The 14888-nt window shown below is 65.6% G+C and carries 10 protein-coding genes and 1 pseudogene; 5 read left to right on the top strand and 6 right to left on the bottom strand.

The features are described from left to right. Positions 1 to 108 precede the first annotated feature (108 nt). The 3 genes from dxs to AB2N08_RS10070 are packed head-to-tail and all read right to left on the bottom strand — an operon-like array spanning position 109 to position 3140. Complete coding sequence (gene dxs / locus AB2N08_RS10080) at positions 109 to 1983, bottom strand: 1-deoxy-D-xylulose-5-phosphate synthase (protein WP_367610502.1); 1875 nt, start codon at positions 1981 to 1983, stop codon at positions 109 to 111. Further along, positions 1984 to 2877, bottom strand: a complete 894-nt coding sequence (locus AB2N08_RS10075; RefSeq protein WP_367610501.1) for a polyprenyl synthetase family protein — start codon at positions 2875 to 2877, stop codon at positions 1984 to 1986. Continuing rightward, positions 2874 to 3140: an exodeoxyribonuclease VII small subunit gene (locus AB2N08_RS10070; RefSeq protein WP_367610500.1), complete on the bottom strand. Its 267-nt coding sequence runs from the start codon at positions 3138 to 3140 to the stop codon at positions 2874 to 2876. The genes AB2N08_RS10075 and AB2N08_RS10070 overlap by 4 nt, the downstream gene beginning before the upstream one ends. A gap of 331 nt (positions 3141 to 3471) precedes the next feature. On the opposite strand from AB2N08_RS10070, the gene AB2N08_RS10065 reads away from it, so the two are divergent. The 3 genes from AB2N08_RS10065 to AB2N08_RS10055 all read left to right on the top strand — a co-directional run bounded on the left by AB2N08_RS10065 (position 3472) and on the right by AB2N08_RS10055 (position 6427). Beyond that, positions 3472 to 4572 carry an aromatic ring-hydroxylating oxygenase subunit alpha gene (locus AB2N08_RS10065; protein ID WP_367610499.1) on the top strand — a complete coding sequence of 367 codons (1101 nt, stop codon included), beginning with the start codon at positions 3472 to 3474 and terminating at the stop codon, positions 4570 to 4572. A 69-nt stretch (positions 4573 to 4641) separates the two neighbouring features. Continuing rightward, entirely contained in the window at positions 4642 to 5562 is a 921-nt protein-coding gene (locus tag AB2N08_RS10060; RefSeq protein ID WP_367610498.1) for a DMT family transporter, read from the top strand. Positions 5563 to 5572: 10 nt separating this feature from the next. Continuing rightward, entirely contained in the window at positions 5573 to 6427 is an 855-nt protein-coding gene (locus tag AB2N08_RS10055; protein ID WP_367610497.1) for a sulfurtransferase, read from the top strand. Positions 6428 to 6561: 134 nt separating this feature from the next. On the opposite strand, the gene AB2N08_RS10050 is transcribed toward AB2N08_RS10055, so the two are convergent. Continuing rightward, positions 6562 to 7308: a ZIP family metal transporter gene (locus AB2N08_RS10050; RefSeq protein ID WP_367610656.1), complete on the bottom strand. Its 747-nt coding sequence runs from the start codon at positions 7306 to 7308 to the stop codon at positions 6562 to 6564. A 141-nt stretch (positions 7309 to 7449) separates the two neighbouring features. Continuing rightward, positions 7450 to 8334 (bottom strand): dienelactone hydrolase family protein, encoded by an 885-nt coding sequence (locus AB2N08_RS10045; protein WP_367610496.1) that lies wholly within the window; start codon positions 8332 to 8334, stop codon positions 7450 to 7452. 209 nt (positions 8335 to 8543) lie between these two features. Here AB2N08_RS10045 and AB2N08_RS10040 point away from each other — a divergent pair, with 209 nt between their 5' ends. Then, positions 8544 to 10787 (top strand): TonB-dependent siderophore receptor, encoded by a 2244-nt coding sequence (locus tag AB2N08_RS10040; RefSeq protein ID WP_367610495.1) that lies wholly within the window; start codon positions 8544 to 8546, stop codon positions 10785 to 10787. Here AB2N08_RS10040 and AB2N08_RS10035 read toward each other — a convergent pair. Beyond that, a complete protein-coding gene (locus AB2N08_RS10035; protein WP_367610494.1) occupies positions 10784 to 13750 on the bottom strand; it encodes a hybrid sensor histidine kinase/response regulator in 2967 nt (988 codons plus the stop codon). The genes AB2N08_RS10040 and AB2N08_RS10035 overlap by 4 nt on opposite strands. A gap of 318 nt (positions 13751 to 14068) precedes the next feature. Here AB2N08_RS10035 and AB2N08_RS22950 point away from each other — a divergent pair. After that, positions 14069 to 14853 (top strand): annotated as a pseudogene (locus AB2N08_RS22950) (IS1595 family transposase); the annotation flags it as partial. Between the last annotated feature and the right edge of the window lie 35 nt (positions 14854 to 14888).

Below are 14888 nucleotides of genomic sequence, written 5' to 3'. Positions count from 1 at the left end.
CGGGCTTGCGTCATCTGGAGCCGGTAGCACGAACTGCTGCTGCACACGAACGCGGCGGGCATGAAAAAGCGGCGCACGCGGCGCCGCTTTTCATGAAGCCGCAACGCTTCAGCCGTTATTCACCACCAGCCGCGGCTCGCCCGCCGCCGTCAGGCGCGCGCGGATCGAGGCCGCGATGCCCTTGGCGTCGAGCCCCACCGACGACAGCAGCGCCACCGGATCGCCCTGGTCGATGAAGGTGTCCGGCAGACCCAGATTGAGCACCGGCTTGGCGATGCCGGCGGCGGCCAGCGCTTCCATCACGGCGGCGCCCGCGCCGCCCATGATGCAGCCCTCTTCCACCGTCACGATCAGGTCGTGCTCCTGCGCCAGGCGCACCACCAGGTCGACGTCGAGCGGCTTCACGAAGCGCATGTTCGCCACCGTCGCATCGAGTTCGTCGCCGGCCTTGATGCTGTGCGAAACCATCGAACCAAAGGCGAGAATCGCGATGGCCTTGCCGGTGCGGCGCACTTCGCCCTTGCCGATCTCAATGGACGTCAGGGCTTCCACGATCGGCGTGCCGACACCGGCGCCGCGCGGGTAGCGCACCGCCGCCGGACCGGGATAGTGGTACGCCGTGGTCAGCATCTGGCGGCATTCGTTTTCGTCCGACGCGGCCATGACGACCATGTTCGGGATACATCGCAGGTAGGCCAGGTCGTAGTTGCCGGCGTGGGTCGCGCCGTCGGCGCCGACCAGGCCCGCGCGGTCGAGCGCGAAGGTCACGTCGAGGTTTTGCAGCGCCACGTCGTGGATCAGCTGGTCGTAGCCGCGCTGCAGGAAGGTCGAGTAGATCGCCAGCACGGGCTTGACGCCTTCGGTGGCCATGCCGGCCGCGAACGTCACCGAATGCTGCTCGGCGATGCCGACGTCGAAGTAGCGCTGCGGGTACTCCTTGTGGAAACGCACCATGCCCGAGCCTTCACGCATCGCCGGCGTGATGCCGACCAGGCGTTTATCCGCGCATGCCATGTCGCACAGCCAGTTGCCGAACACTTCGGTGTAGGTGATCTTGCCCGGCGCGGTGGCCGGCTTGATGCCCTCGAGGTGATTGAACTTGCCGGTGCCGTGGTACAGGATCGGCTCGGCCTCGGCCAGCTTGTAGCCCTGGCCCTTCTTGGTCACCACGTGCAGGAACTGCGGGCCCTTGAGCTTCTTGATGTTTTCCAGCGTCGGGATCAGCGATTCGAGATCGTGCCCATCGATCGGGCCGATGTAGTTGAAACCGAATTCCTCGAACATCGTGGCCGGCACCACCATGCCCTTGGCATGCTCTTCGAGCTTGCGCGCCAGATCCAGCACGGGCGCGGGCAGCACGCTTTTTCCGACGTTCTTGGCGGCGGCGTAGAACTGGCCCGACAGCAGGCGCGCCAGGTAGCGATTGAGCGCGCCGACCGGCGGCGAGATCGACATGTCGTTGTCGTTGAGGATGACCAGCAGGTTGACGTCTTCTTCGACGCCCGCGTTATTGAGCGCCTCGAACGCCATGCCGGCGGTCATGGAGCCGTCGCCGATGACGGCGATGGCGTGGCGGTCTTCACCCTTGATCTTGGCTGCTGCGGCCATGCCCAGCGCCGCCGAGATCGAGGTCGACGAGTGCGCCGTGCCGAACGTGTCGTACTCGCTTTCGTCGCGCTTCGGGAAGCCCGACAGGCCGTCCAGCTGGCGCAGCGACGGCATGCGCCCGCGGCGGCCGGTGAGGATCTTGTGCGAATAAGTCTGGTGGCCGACGTCCCACACGATGCGGTCGCGCGGCGTGTCGTACACGTAGTGCAGCGCGATGGTCAGTTCGACCGTGCCCAGGTTGGACGACAGGTGCCCGCCCGTTTTCGAGACCGACTCGAGCAAGAACTGGCGCAGCTCCTTGGCCAGTGGCGTGAGCTGGGTGCGCGGCAGCTTGCGCAGGTCGGACGGGTCGTTGATGTTCTCTAACAGGTTCATTTAGGCCTTCCGCTGCACGATCAGGTCTGCCAGTTCACGCAGCCGCTGTGCTTGTTCTCCGAATGGCGCCAGCGCATCATGCGCGTTACGCCGCAATTGCTCGGCCAGGGCGCGCGAAGGCGCCAGGCCAAGGATCGACACATAGGTCGGCTTGTTGTCGGCCGCATCCTTGCCGGCGGTCTTGCCCAGCGTGGCCGAGTCGGCGGTCGCGTCGAGCACATCGTCGACCACCTGGAACGCGAGCCCGATCGCGGCCGAATACGCGTTCAGGGCCTCGACTTCGAGCGGCGTCAGGTCGCGGCCGGCAAGTGCGCCGAGCAGCACCGACACGCGCAGCATGGCGCCGGTTTTCAGTTGGTGCATGCGTTCGAGTTCGTCGCGCGTCAAGGCCAGGCCCACGCTATCGAGGTCGATCGCCTGGCCGCCACACATGCCGTTCGAGCCGGCCGCCTGGGCCAGCAGGCGCACCATCGTCAAGAGGCGCGCCGGCGGCACGGTGGCGCATTCGGCCAGCACGGTAAAGGCCTGGGCCTGCAGCGTGTCGCCCACCAGCAGCGCGGTCGCTTCGTCGTACGCCACGTGCACCGTCGGCTTGCCGCGGCGCAGGGCGTCGTCGTCCATGCACGGCATGTCGTCGTGCACGAGCGAATACACGTGAATCATTTCGACGGCACTCGCCACGCGCGCCAGCGCTGCCGGGTCGGCGTCGAACAGCGCGCCGGCAGCGTACGCCAGCAGCGGGCGCACGCGCTTGCCGCCGCCGAGCGTCGTGTAGCGCATCGCTTCGTGCAGCTTGTGCGGCACCTGGGTGGCCGCCGGCAAATACGTGTCGAGCGCACCTTCAACGTCTTGCTGGACCTGGCCCGTCCAGTCGGCGAACGCCGGCGCGCTCATTGCGCACCCTCGTCGTCGGCGGAGAACGGCTTGAGCATGTCGCCTTCGAGCACCTTGACCTGCGACTCGACTTTCTCGAGCTGCCCCGCGCAGTACTTGACGAGTTCGGAGCCGCGCGCGTACGCCGCGACCGAAGCGTCCAGCGGCAAGGCGCCGGACTCCATCTGCGTCACGAGCTGGGCCAGTTCGGCCATCGCCCCCTCGAAGGATTCGGGTGGCGCCGCTGCTGCTGCCGCGCCCACCGCTGTCATATTCTTTGCCATAAGTCGGTATCGTAAGGGCGTCCAGTTGTGCGCCGTGGGTCAATCCAATCGCGTATTTTAGATCAATCCCACACCATGGGGGGCGCACATTGCACCATTCGCAACATGCAGCCTCGCCCACAGACCGGCCTACGCCCTTCCTCATCATGAAAATCATGCCCGCGCGGCGATTTCTGCGGCAATGTACCCAACAGCCGCGCGCCGGACCGAGACGGTAGAGCTCGTTCCGAAGTATAATCGCCGGTTCTGTCCGAAATACCGTATTCCTTTACTTAAATACTGGTCTTTGGATTCTTTCTCTTCTTTGGATGCTTACTTAAGGGGGGTTGGGATGTCCGATCTGGCTACCCACGCCAAGCTGGCGCGCTCGAACGCGCAGCTTCCGGTAACTGTTTATTTTGACGAAGCGCTGCTCGAGCAAGAGCTGCAGCAGCTGTTCGTCAATGGCCCGCGTTATGTCGGGCATGAATTGATGGTGCCCGAAACGGGCGACTTCGCCACGCTCGCGGCCGAGCACGAGGGTCGTATGCTGGTGCGTAACGCCAGCGGCATCGAGGTGCTGTCCAACGTCTGCCGTCATCGCCAGGCGCTCATGTTCAATGGGCGCGGCAATGCGAAGAACATCGTCTGCCCGCTGCACCGCTGGACCTATGACCTCAAGGGCGAATTGATCGGCGCGCCGCATTTCGCCGATACGCCGTGCCTGAACCTGTCGAAGACCCCGCTTCAGACCTGGAACGGGCTGCTGTTCGAGCAGAACGGCTACAACGTGATGGAAAAACTCGGCCAGCTGTCGGTAACGAAAGACCTCGATTTTTCGGGCTATATGCTCGACCACGTCGAAGTGCACCAGTGCGACTACAACTGGAAGACCTTCATCGAGGTCTATCTCGAGGATTACCACGTCGAACCGTTCCACCCGGGCCTGGGCAACTTCGTCTCGTGCGATGACCTCAAATGGGAATTCGGCGCCGACTACAGCGTGCAGACCGTGGGCGTGAACCGCGCGCTGCAAAAGGCCGGTTCGCCTGCCTACAAACGCTGGCAGGAGCAGATCCTCAAGTTCAACAATGGCACGCCGCCGAAGTACGGCGCGATCTGGCTCACGCTGTACCCGAACATCATGGTCGAGTGGTATCCGCACGTGCTGGTGGTGTCGACGCTGTGGCCCGATGGCCCGGACAAGACGCGCAACGTGGTCGAGTTCTACTACCCCGAAGAGATCGTGCTGTTCGAGCGCGAGTTCGTCGAGGCCGAACGCGCCGCGTACATGGAAACGGCGGTCGAGGACGATGAAATCGGCCTGCGCATGGACGCCGGCCGCAAGATCCTGGTGGCGCGCGGGGTCAATGAAGTCGGTCCGTATCAGTCGCCCATGGAAGACGGCATGCAGCACTTCCATGAGTGGTATCGCAGCAAAATAGCGCTTTGAACTTGTCATAAAGCGCGCTGCGGAGGGTGTGGCCTGTCGGCTGCCCCCTCCTTTTTTATTGGAAATTCAATGGCTTCACTCTGGATGCTGTTCGCGAGCTTCGCGTTCGCCGCGATGGGCGCGGGCGTCAAGCTCGCTTCCGAGTTCTACTCCACGTCCGAACTGCTGATGTACCGGGGCCTGATCGGCACCGTCATCCTCTTGGCCATGGTGCGCCACCGCGGCGGCACCTTCAGGACGCCGTTCGCCAGGTCGCACCTGATTCGCAGCTTCGTCGGCGTGACCGCCCTGTGGATGTGGTTCTTCGCCATCGGCCGCCTGCCGCTGGCCACCGCCATGACGCTGAATTACATGGCGCCGATCTGGATTGCGGCCTGGATGTTCGCGCTGGGCTGGTGGACCGGCACCAAGCACGCCGAATGGCCGCTGGTGGTCGCCATCGGCATGAGCTTTTTTGGCGTGACGATGGTGCTGCAGCCGGCAGTGGAAAGCCAGCAGTGGCTCGGCGCGCTGGCCGGCGTCTGCTCGTCGGTGGTGTCCGCCGCAGCCTATATGCAGGTGCGCAAACTGGGCCAGCTGGGCGAGCCCGAATACCGCGTCGTGTTCTTCTTTTCACTGACCACCACGGTCGTGGGCCTGGTCGCCACGCTGGCCGGCGATGGCCCCAAGGGCGCTGTGTTCCACGAACACACGCCATACAGCCTGCTGCTGCTGGCCGGGATCGGCGGCGCGGCGCTGATGGCGCAGATGGCCATGACCCGCGCCTACCGCGTCGGCAAGGTGCTGGTGGTGGCCAATCTGCAGTACACCGGCATCGTGTTCTCGTGCGCGTGGGGCCTGCTGCTGTGGGGCGACACCTTCGACTGGCACGTGTGGCTGGGGGTGGGCGTGATCCTGGTGTCGGGCGTGGCCGCGACGTTCTACAATACCCGCAGGACGGCGCGCGGCGCCGTCATCAAGGACACCGACCCGATCGCCAGCGAAACGTAAAGGAACCGTCATGCACCAGACCCTGATCTCCGCCGCCGGCCTGGCCGCGCACATCGACGACCCGGCCTGGGTAATCGTCGATTGCCGCCATGACCTGATGAACCTGGCCGCCGGGCGTGACGGCTACGCGGCCGGCCACTTGCCGGGCGCGGTGTTTGCCGATATCGAAACGGTGCTGTCGGGCGCCAGGACCGACGACGAGGGCGTGTTCCGGGGCCGCCATCCGCTGCCCGAAAAAGAAGCGCTGGCCCAAGCGCTGCGCGGGTTTGGCATCGACGACACCACGCAAGTGGTGGCGTACGACGCGCACGGCGGCATGTTCGCGGCGCGGCTGTGGTGGTTGCTGCGCTGGCTGGGGCACGAGGCGGTGGCGGTGCTCGATGGCGGGATGGCGGCGTGGGCGGCGGCGGGTCAGTCGCTGACCACCGAGACGCCCGTCAAGCCGCGCGGTGCATTGAGCGTACGTGCCCCGTTCGTGCCGACGGTGACGGTGCGCGAGGTGCTGGCCAATCTGCAGGGTGGCCAGCGCATCGTGATCGACGCCCGCGCGGCCGATCGTTACCGGGGCGAGAACGAGACCATCGATCCGGTGGGCGGGCATATCCCAGGGGCGAAGAACCGGTTCTTCAAGGATAACCTGGGGGCGGACGGGCGGTTCAAGGAGGCGGCGCAGCTGCGCGAGGAATTCGGCGCGCTGATCGACGATCCGGCGGCCGCGATCATGCAGTGCGGGTCGGGCGTGACGGCTTGCCATAACCTGCTGGCGCTGGAAGTGGCGGGGTTGCCGGGGGCGGCGTTGTATCCGGGGTCGTGGAGCGAGTGGGTGGGGGATGGTTCGCGGCCGGTGGCGAAGGGTGCGGGGTAATCAGCTGACTTGGGTTCCCGCCTCCGCGGGAACGACGTGCTTAAGCTGCGTGATGCAAGGCCATCGTTAGCTACTAGCCTATAAACCGTCGTTCCCGCGCAGGCGGGAACCCCAGTACGTAGCGCACCACCACGTCAAAACGCGTGCAGCGCCACCACCAGCCCCACACCGAGCCCGATCAACAGCACCTGCGGCACCGACTCCTTCAAGGTCGAACGCCTTTGCATCTGCGGCATCAGATCGCTCACCGCGATGTAGATGAACCCTGACGACGCAAACACCAGCACATACGGAATCAAGCCGCTCGCGCGATCGAGCGTGTAATACCCGAGCAGCCCCCCCACCACCGCCATCAGGCTGCACAGCAGGTTGAACACGTAAGCGCGCAGGCGCGAGAAGCCGGCGTTGAGCAGCACGATGAAGTCGCCGATCTCCTGCGGGATTTCATGCGCGACGATTGCCAGCGCGGTGACGATGCCCAGCTCCGGATTGGCCAGGAAGGCTGCCGCGATCAGGATGCCGTCGGTGAAGTTGTGCATGCCGTCGCCGAGCAGGATCATCCAGCCGGCCTTGCCGGCTTCGCGCGCGTCGTGGCCGTGGGCGTGGTGGTGGCCGTCGCCTTCGTGGTGGTGCGAATGGCGCAGCAGGGCTACCTTCTCCAGCAAGAAGAAGGCGAGCAGGCCGCCCAGCAGCGTGGCGAACAGGCTCTTGGTGTCGGCGCCCGAATCGAATGCTTCCGGCAGCGCGTGCAGCAGCGACGTCGCCAGCATGATGCCGACCGACAGGCTGACCATCTTTTCCACTACCTTCGACAGCAGCGCAAACGAGAAAACGGCAGCCCCGGTGATGCTGACGACGCCGGCGACTACGGTGGCCAGCAGGATGGACCCCAGGGTCGGGTCGATGAATGGGGCTGAAAACGGGTCGATTTGAAAGCCTCTTGTTGTATGCTTGCGACGAGCCGCAAACCGGGCATTGTACCGCTCCCGGCCTGCCCTCGTCCAAGGCGGCGCCTGGTTACATCAGGCGACGCCGTACCTGGCGAACCACGCCAGCGCGCGGTTCCAGCCATCCTTCGCGTCGGCCGGGTTGTACATCGGACGGTAGTCGGCGTGGAAGGCGTGGCCCGAGTCCGGGTACACGTGGATCGTCGAGCGGCTGTTGCCCTTGTCGAGCGCGGCCTGCATGCGCTGGACCGATTCGACCGGGATGCCCGTGTCCTTTGCGCCGTACAGGCCCAGCACCGGCACTTTCAGATTTTGCGCGAAGTCGATCGGGTGCTTCGGCGACGTGGCCGTGGCCTCGCCGACCAGGCGGCCGTACCAGGCCACGCCGGCCTTGACCTTCAGGTTGTGCGCCGCGTACAGCCAGGTGATGCGCCCGCCCCAGCAAAAACCGGTGATGCCCAGTTTGTCGGTGTCGCCGCCGCGCTGCTTGGCCCAGGTGACCACGCGGTCGAGATCCGACATCACTTGTGCATCGGGCGTCTTCGACACGATATTCTTCATCAGCTCGGCCGTGCTCGGGGCCTTGGTGGCGTCGCCCTGGCGCACGAACAGGTCGGGCGCGATCGCCATATAACCCTGCTTGGCGAAACGGCGCGCCACGTCCTTGATGTGTTCATGCACGCCGAAGATCTCGGAGATCACCAGGATGACCGGCACACCCGTCTTGCCCTTGGGCTGGGCGCGGTACACCGGCACGTCCTGGCCATCGATAACCAGGATGGTGTCGCCGGCGTCCAGGCCTTCGGTGTCGGTCTGGATCTGGGTCTGCGCCATGACCGGCAGCGCGCTGGCGGCAAAGCCGGTGCCGACGGCGGCCCGGATAAAGTCGCGGCGCCCGACGCCATCGGTGTATGCGCTCGCGCCAAGCAGGCTGCCGGCGTCGTTGACGAGATCTTTCATGGTCATCCCTTCGATCAGTAATGGACAGGCTTGCAAGTTTAGCATCGGTGCAGCCCGGCACGCGGTGCACACAACTGATGCTGTAATAACATTTCCCAAATGAGAATGATTCGCATTATAATTTGAGAAATAATGATTGGGCGACGTCTTCAGCGATGCAATGGCGGTGTTCGATCACCGCCCGTTCCTTGACATCGAAAGACCCGCTCATGACCCAGCTCTCGCGCCACGCCCCCGCCTGCCTCACCCTGCGCGCCTGCGCCGCCGCCATCCTCGGCATCCTGCCGGCCTGGCATGTCCAGGCCGAAGAGGCGCCGGAAACCGTGCCGACCGAGCTGCAGGCGGTGACCATCACCGGCGCGCGCGACGCGACGACCGAAGGCAGCGGGTCGTACACGACGACCGGGCCGCTGGCCACCGGTGCGCGCCTGAACCTGACGCCGCGCGAGACCCCGCAGTCAATGTCGATCGTGACACGCGAGCGCATGGAAGAGCAAGGCCTGCAGACGCTGGCCGAAACCATGCAGCAGGTCACCGGCATCTACGTCAACTACAACGACACCGAGCGCGTGACCTACAACGCGCGCGGCTACGCAGTGAACAACTTCCAGGTCGACGGCATGCTGAACCTGTTCGGTAGTTCGCTCAAGGCCAATGGCGACAACGTGGTCTACGACCGCATCGAAGTGGTGCGCGGCGCTACCGGCCTGACCACCGGCGCGGGCGACCCGTCGGCCACGATCAACCAGGTGCGCAAGCGCCCGACCAGGACCTTCCAGGCCAATGCCGCGCTGCGCATCGGCACGCACGACCTGCACCGCGCCGAACTCGATGTGAGTGGTCCGCTCGCCTTCGACGGCAAACTGCGCGGCCGCTTCGTCACGGCCAGGCAAGAAGCCAAGTCGTTCCGGCCGCTGTACGAACAGGACCTGAGCGCCGTGTACGGCATCCTCGAAGCCGACCTGGGCCCGGCCACCGTGCTGGCGATCGGCCACGAGCGTCAGAAATCCGACCCGCGCGGCTCGACCTGGGGCACGGTCCCCTACTGGAACGCGGACGGCTCGCTGGCGAACATGCCGCATGACCTGAACCTGTCCACGCCGTGGGCTTCCTGGAATCTGCTGGAAGAAAAAACCTTCGCCACGCTCGAACACCGCTTCAACCGCAACTGGCGCCTGCGCGCCGGCTGGACCACGGCCGAGCGCGAGCAGGACGGCAGCCTGTACTTCGGCTATGGCGGCTATCCGCGTCCGGACGGCAGCGGCATCACGGTGGCCTACGGCCGCTTCCCGGCCGATGAATCGATGGACGTCCTCGAATTGAATATCGACGGCAAATTCAAGCTGTTCGGCCGCCAGCACGACCTGGTCTTCGGCTGGGGCAAGGCCGAGCGCGAAACGGTCTCGCCGCGCATCACCCTTGGCGCGGTGCCGCCCGGCTACAGCGCGATTCCCGACTGGCGCACCTGGACCGGCGACGTGGCGCAATTTCCGACCACCATTGGCGCGGTGCCGACCAGCATCGGCCGGGTCGACCAGAAGGCGGCTTTCCTGGCCACGCGCCTGAATCTGTCCGATCCATTGAAAGCCGTCGTCGGCGTCCGGCACGGCAAGTACACGACCAATACCCGCAACTTCAGCGCCGCCGGCCCCGTCACCAGCACCACCGGTTTCACCAACGACGATATCGTCACGCCGTATGTCGGCCTGCTGTTCGACCTGAACCAGCAGTGGACGGCGTACACCGCCTACACCAGCATCTTCCAGCCGCAGAACTTCCGCGACGTGAACAATGAATTCCTCGATCCGGTCGAAGGCAACAATATCGAGGCGGGCGTGAAGGCCGAACTGTTCGACCGCCGCATGAACTTCTCGGCGGCGGTCTTTCGCAGCAAGAAGGACAACGTCGCCGAGATCGACGACAGCGTGCCGCCCAATTCGCTGCCGGGCGCGGTGCAGGCGTACCGCACCACCGGCAAGGGCAACGTGATCGACGGCGTCGAAGTCGAAGCGTCGGGCCAGATCGCGCGCCAATGGAATCTGTCGGCCGGCTACAGCCACACGCGTTCGCGCAACGCGCAGGGCGCGGCCATCAACACGGTCATTCCGCGCAATCTGCTGCGGGTATTCACCAGCTACCGCTTCGGCGCCGACGGCCGGTATGCGCTTGGCGGCGGCGTGAACTGGCAAAGCAATCTGTGGAACACGGCGCAACAGCCGACCGGCAGCTACAACGCCAGCGGCGCGCCCGTCACGCGCCTGTCGCGCATCGGACAAGGGTCGGTGTGGCTGGCGAACCTGATGGCCAGCTACCGCATCAACAAGAACCTGACCGCCAGCGTCAACGTGAACAACGTCTTCAACAAGATCTACTACAACCGCGTGGGCTTTTATAACGGGCTGCACTACGCCGAGCCGCGCACCGCGTCGGCGACGCTGCGCGCATCGTTTTAAGCGTCATTCCGGGCGCCGCTCGCACGGCGCGCAGGCCTGACCTCGTCCAGGATCGCGTAGAGCTTCGCCATGTCGACCGGCTTGACCAGATGGTGGTTGAAGCCGGCGGCCGCAGTGCGCGCGCGGTCCTGCTCCTGACCGTAGCCGGTGATGGCCACCAGCACCGCCTGCTGCGCGTCCAGCCGGGCGCGCAGGCGCGTGGCCAGTTCGACGCCGTCGATGTCGGGCAGGCCGATATCGAGCAGGAACACATCCGGCGTATCGCGCTCGCAGGCGGCCAGCGCCGGCAGCGCCGCATGTTCGACGTGCACCTCGTGCCCGTTCGATTCGAGCAGCAGCGCCAGCATCGCCGCCGCGTCCACGTTGTCGTCCACGACCATGATGCGCAGGTGACCGGGTGCGGCCTGCGTGTGCGGGGTGCTGTCGGCTGAATGGGTTGCCATCGGCGCCGGCGCGTCACCGTCCAGGCGCGGCAGGCACACGGTAAAGGTGCTGCCCTTGCCCTGCCCGGGACTCTCGCAAGTAACGCTGCCATGGTGCAGGTCGACCAGGCTTTTCACCAACGCCAGCCCCAATCCAAGGCCGCCCAGCGAGCGGTCCGACGAACGCTCGGCCTGCGAAAACAGCTCGAACGCGCGCATGACCAGTTCGGGCGCCATGCCGATGCCGTCGTCGGTCACATGCAGCAGCACGTGGCTGGCGCGCACGTCGGCGGCCATGGTGAGGTGCCCCCCTTCGGGCGTGTACTTCGCCGCGTTGTTCAGCAGGTTGGCCAGCACCTGCACCAGGCGCTTGCGGTCGCCCATCACCAGCGGCGCGTGCGGCGGCAGCGCCGGCGCCAGGTGGTGGCGCCGGGCGTGGATCAATGGCGTGACCTGCTCGATCGCGTCGTTCACGATATCCCGGATATCCAGGCGCTCTGTATGCAGCTCCACCAGCCCGCGCGTCACGCGCGACACGTCCAGCAGGTCGTCGACGAGACTCGTCATGTGGCGCACCTGGCGCCCGATGATCTGGCTGGTCTGGCGCACCTGCGCTTCGTCCAGCCGTGCCCGTTGCAGCAGGTCGGCGGCCGCGCCGATGGGCGCAAGCGGGTTGCGCAGCTCGTGCGCCAGCATGGCCAGGAATTCATCCTTGCGGCGGTCGGCCACGGTGAGCTGCTCTTGCGCTTCGCGGCGCTCGGTGACGTCGCGGAAGAAGAATGCGATGCCGCCATCCAATGAGCGATGGGTACGGGTCTCGATCCACGCACGGCGCCCGTCCGGCATGCGGTGGGCCAGTTCGATAATCTCGGTCGCACCGGTCGCCATCACGCGCCGGAACACGGTGTCGGCAGGTGTCCCGCGCAGTTCGGGCCAGACCTCCCAGTGGTTATGGCCAATGACGTCTTCGGCGCGGCACTGGGTCAGGCGCAGCCCTTCGGCATTCATGCGCAGGATGGTCCAGTCCTTGTCCAGCACGGCGAAGCCTTCGCCCATGCTGTCGAAGATGCTCTGGCTCTGATCGCGTTCGCTGCGCAGCGCCGCGCGGGCGCGCGCCGCTTCCACCGCCGACCAGGTGCGCTCGGCGGTCTCCTGCACCATCCGCAGTTCGGCGTCACGCCACGCGCGCGGCGTCGCGTCCTGCACCGTCAGCACGAAGATCAGCTTGCCGGCCTTGACGTACGGGACCAGCAGGTCGGCGCGAATGCCGATGCCGGCATAGGCATCGGCGTAGCCCAGGGTCAGGCGGTCGAGCGCCACATCGTTGTTGGCGATCGCCTGCCCGGCGCGCAGCGCGGCAATCAGCTCGGGGCCGAAGTCGTTCATGGTCGTGACCCGGCCGGCCAGGCTGGCGTTGCCGGGGGCGGTCCAGTCGCGGCGGATGCTGGCGGTGCCTTTGTCGTCGTCGATCTGCGCGTACAGCACGCGCGCCGCGTTCAGCGCCTGCCCCAGCAGCGCGCAGGCCGCCCCGGTCACGTCGTCGGGATCGTCGAGCTGGCGAATGCGGTCGGACAGCGCGAGCTGGAAGGCCTGGCTTTCCCGGATCTCTTCGAGCTGCACAACCTTCTCGGACAGTGCCTGCGACGCCTGGTACGCAGCCGTGACGTCGCTGCCTTGGGCGAAGATCCCGGATACGCGTCCGTCCTGGTCGACGATCGGCTGGTACAGCAGATCGATGTAACGGTCTTCCAGTGGACCATCGGGCTGGCGCTGCAGCGAGATCTTCGAGTCGCGCAGCACGATCGGCTCGCCGCTCGTGAAGACGCCATCGAGCACGCGGCGCACGCCCTGCACCACCACCTCGGGCATCGCTTCGAGCAGGGGCTTGCCGATCAGTTCCCGGTGGCCGACCAGCTGGTAATACGCTTCGTTGGCCATCTCGAAGACGTGGTTGGGCCCAGTGAGCACCGCGATGAAGCTCGGGGCCTGGTTGAACATCTTCTGCAACTGGCTGCGCTCGAGGCTCAGGATGCGCGTCATCGCCTCGTGCATTTGCGGCCGGTTCATCTGCGGGATGTCCGGCACCGCATTCGCACCCTGCTTGAGGTAGTACTTGCGGGAGTCGACGTCGAAGCGGTACAGGTCCGTCACGTCGATGGCGTTTTGCGACACGAAGGCGACCTCGCCGGCGGCGTCGAACACCGGCGTGTGGATCGCGCTCCAGTAACGCTCGTCGAACACGCGGCCTTCGGGCGTCTCGCGCGGGACCGCGTAGCGCAGCAGCGCGCTGGTGTGGGGCTGCCTGGTCGCGAAGACTTGCTCGATCGAGATGCGCACCTCGTCGAGGTTGGTCGATTCGGGATCATCCGGATCGGCCGGAAACGCTTCGAAGATATGCAGGCCCACGATTTGCTCGGCGGTCCGACCGGTCGACTGCAGGTACGCGGGATTGGCGCCAATGATGGTGAAGTCCCGGTTGACGAGCAGGTAAGGATACGGCGACGCCGTGAACAGCGCCGCATAGTCGGGTTGCGTAAACATCACTTATTCTCACATACAAGTGCGGGATAAATGCGTGCCGGGTATCGGATCATGTGCGGGGTAGCCGACGACCTGTTGCCGATCCGACACATGCCGACCGTGACGATTGACTCGCGGCCGTTCACCGTGGAGGAGCCGGCGCCGCCGTGCTGTCTGCATGATCGAAAGGCCGGCGTTCCGCGGTACGGTTCCCGCCCAACGATGCAGCGCGCGGCGCGCGCCTTTTGCCAGGGCGCTGTAATCGTTAAATAGTGATGAGACCTGAAGCGCTGAGCTGACGCGCGGTCCAACCCCTGTTGCCATCGACAGGAGCGGTCCATGAAAGCGCCTCGCTTCACCAGCTGGTTCGACAAACTGCGGTTGCTCAATGAACCGCAGCGCCCGCGCGTGCTCGATGCCCCGCCGCCGGCCTCGAGCAGGTTATCGCGTTGATCGGACAGATCCGCGAGGCCGGGCGCAGTTGTCCGCGCTGCGGCAGTCGTTGCTGGTACCGGCACGGTCATGCCAACGACCTGCAGCAATTTCGCTGTCGCGACTGCGGGCGCACGTTCAACGACTTGAGTGGTACGCCGCTGGCGCGCCTGCGGCTGCGCGGCAAATGGCTCAGTTACCTGCAAACGTTGCTCGACGCGACAAGCGTGCGGCGCACCGCCAGTCAAGTGGGCGTGCACCGCAACACGGCTTTTCGCTGGCGTCACCGCTTTCTGCACTGGATCAAGCTGGATCGCCCGGCGCAGCTGGGCGGAATCGTCGAGGCCGACGAGATGTTCCTGCTCGAATCGCAGAAAGGCTCGCGCAAGCTCGAGCGCGCGCCGCGTAAGCGGGGCGGCGTTGCCAGCAAGCGCGGCATGTCGAATGAACTCGATTGCCTCCTGGTGACCCGGGATCGCACTGGCGGCACGGTCGATGCCGTCGTTGGTCGTGGCGCCCTGGCGGCGGCGCAGCTCGAAGACCACCTGCTGCCAAAGCTCGACCGACAAGCGCTCTTGGTCACCGATGCCAATGCTGCCTACCGTTCTTTTTCTCGTCGGCACGGTATCGCGCACGAGAGCGTCAACCTGCGCGCCGGCGTACGGGCACGCCATGCCAGACAGGGCGCACTTGATGCCGGCCAACAGGGGCGCCGCTCGCTTGTCAG

The organism is Massilia aurea (assembly GCF_040790145.1).
GTDB classification, from domain to species: domain Bacteria; phylum Pseudomonadota; class Gammaproteobacteria; order Burkholderiales; family Burkholderiaceae_D; genus Telluria; species Telluria aurea_C.
Note: the sequence above shows the minus strand (reverse complement) of the source record. Positions and strands in the feature narration are given on the sequence as shown.

Excerpts from the sequence above, each read along its gene's own strand:
- dxs (WP_367610502.1), bottom strand. The coding sequence starts at position 1,983 with ATGAACCTGTTAGAGAACATCAACGACCCGTCCGACCTGCGCAAGCTG.
- AB2N08_RS10075 (WP_367610501.1), bottom strand. The coding sequence starts at position 2,877 with ATGAGCGCGCCGGCGTTCGCCGACTGGACGGGCCAGGTCCAGCAAGAC.
- AB2N08_RS10070 (WP_367610500.1), bottom strand. The coding sequence starts at position 3,140 with ATGGCAAAGAATATGACAGCGGTGGGCGCGGCAGCAGCAGCGGCGCCA.
- AB2N08_RS10065 (WP_367610499.1), top strand. The coding sequence starts at position 3,472 with ATGTCCGATCTGGCTACCCACGCCAAGCTGGCGCGCTCGAACGCGCAG.
- AB2N08_RS10060 (WP_367610498.1), top strand. The coding sequence starts at position 4,642 with ATGGCTTCACTCTGGATGCTGTTCGCGAGCTTCGCGTTCGCCGCGATG.
- AB2N08_RS10055 (WP_367610497.1), top strand. The coding sequence starts at position 5,573 with ATGCACCAGACCCTGATCTCCGCCGCCGGCCTGGCCGCGCACATCGAC.
- AB2N08_RS10045 (WP_367610496.1), bottom strand. The coding sequence starts at position 8,334 with ATGAAAGATCTCGTCAACGACGCCGGCAGCCTGCTTGGCGCGAGCGCA.
- AB2N08_RS10040 (WP_367610495.1), top strand. The coding sequence starts at position 8,544 with ATGACCCAGCTCTCGCGCCACGCCCCCGCCTGCCTCACCCTGCGCGCC.
- AB2N08_RS10035 (WP_367610494.1), bottom strand. The coding sequence starts at position 13,750 with ATGTTTACGCAACCCGACTATGCGGCGCTGTTCACGGCGTCGCCGTAT.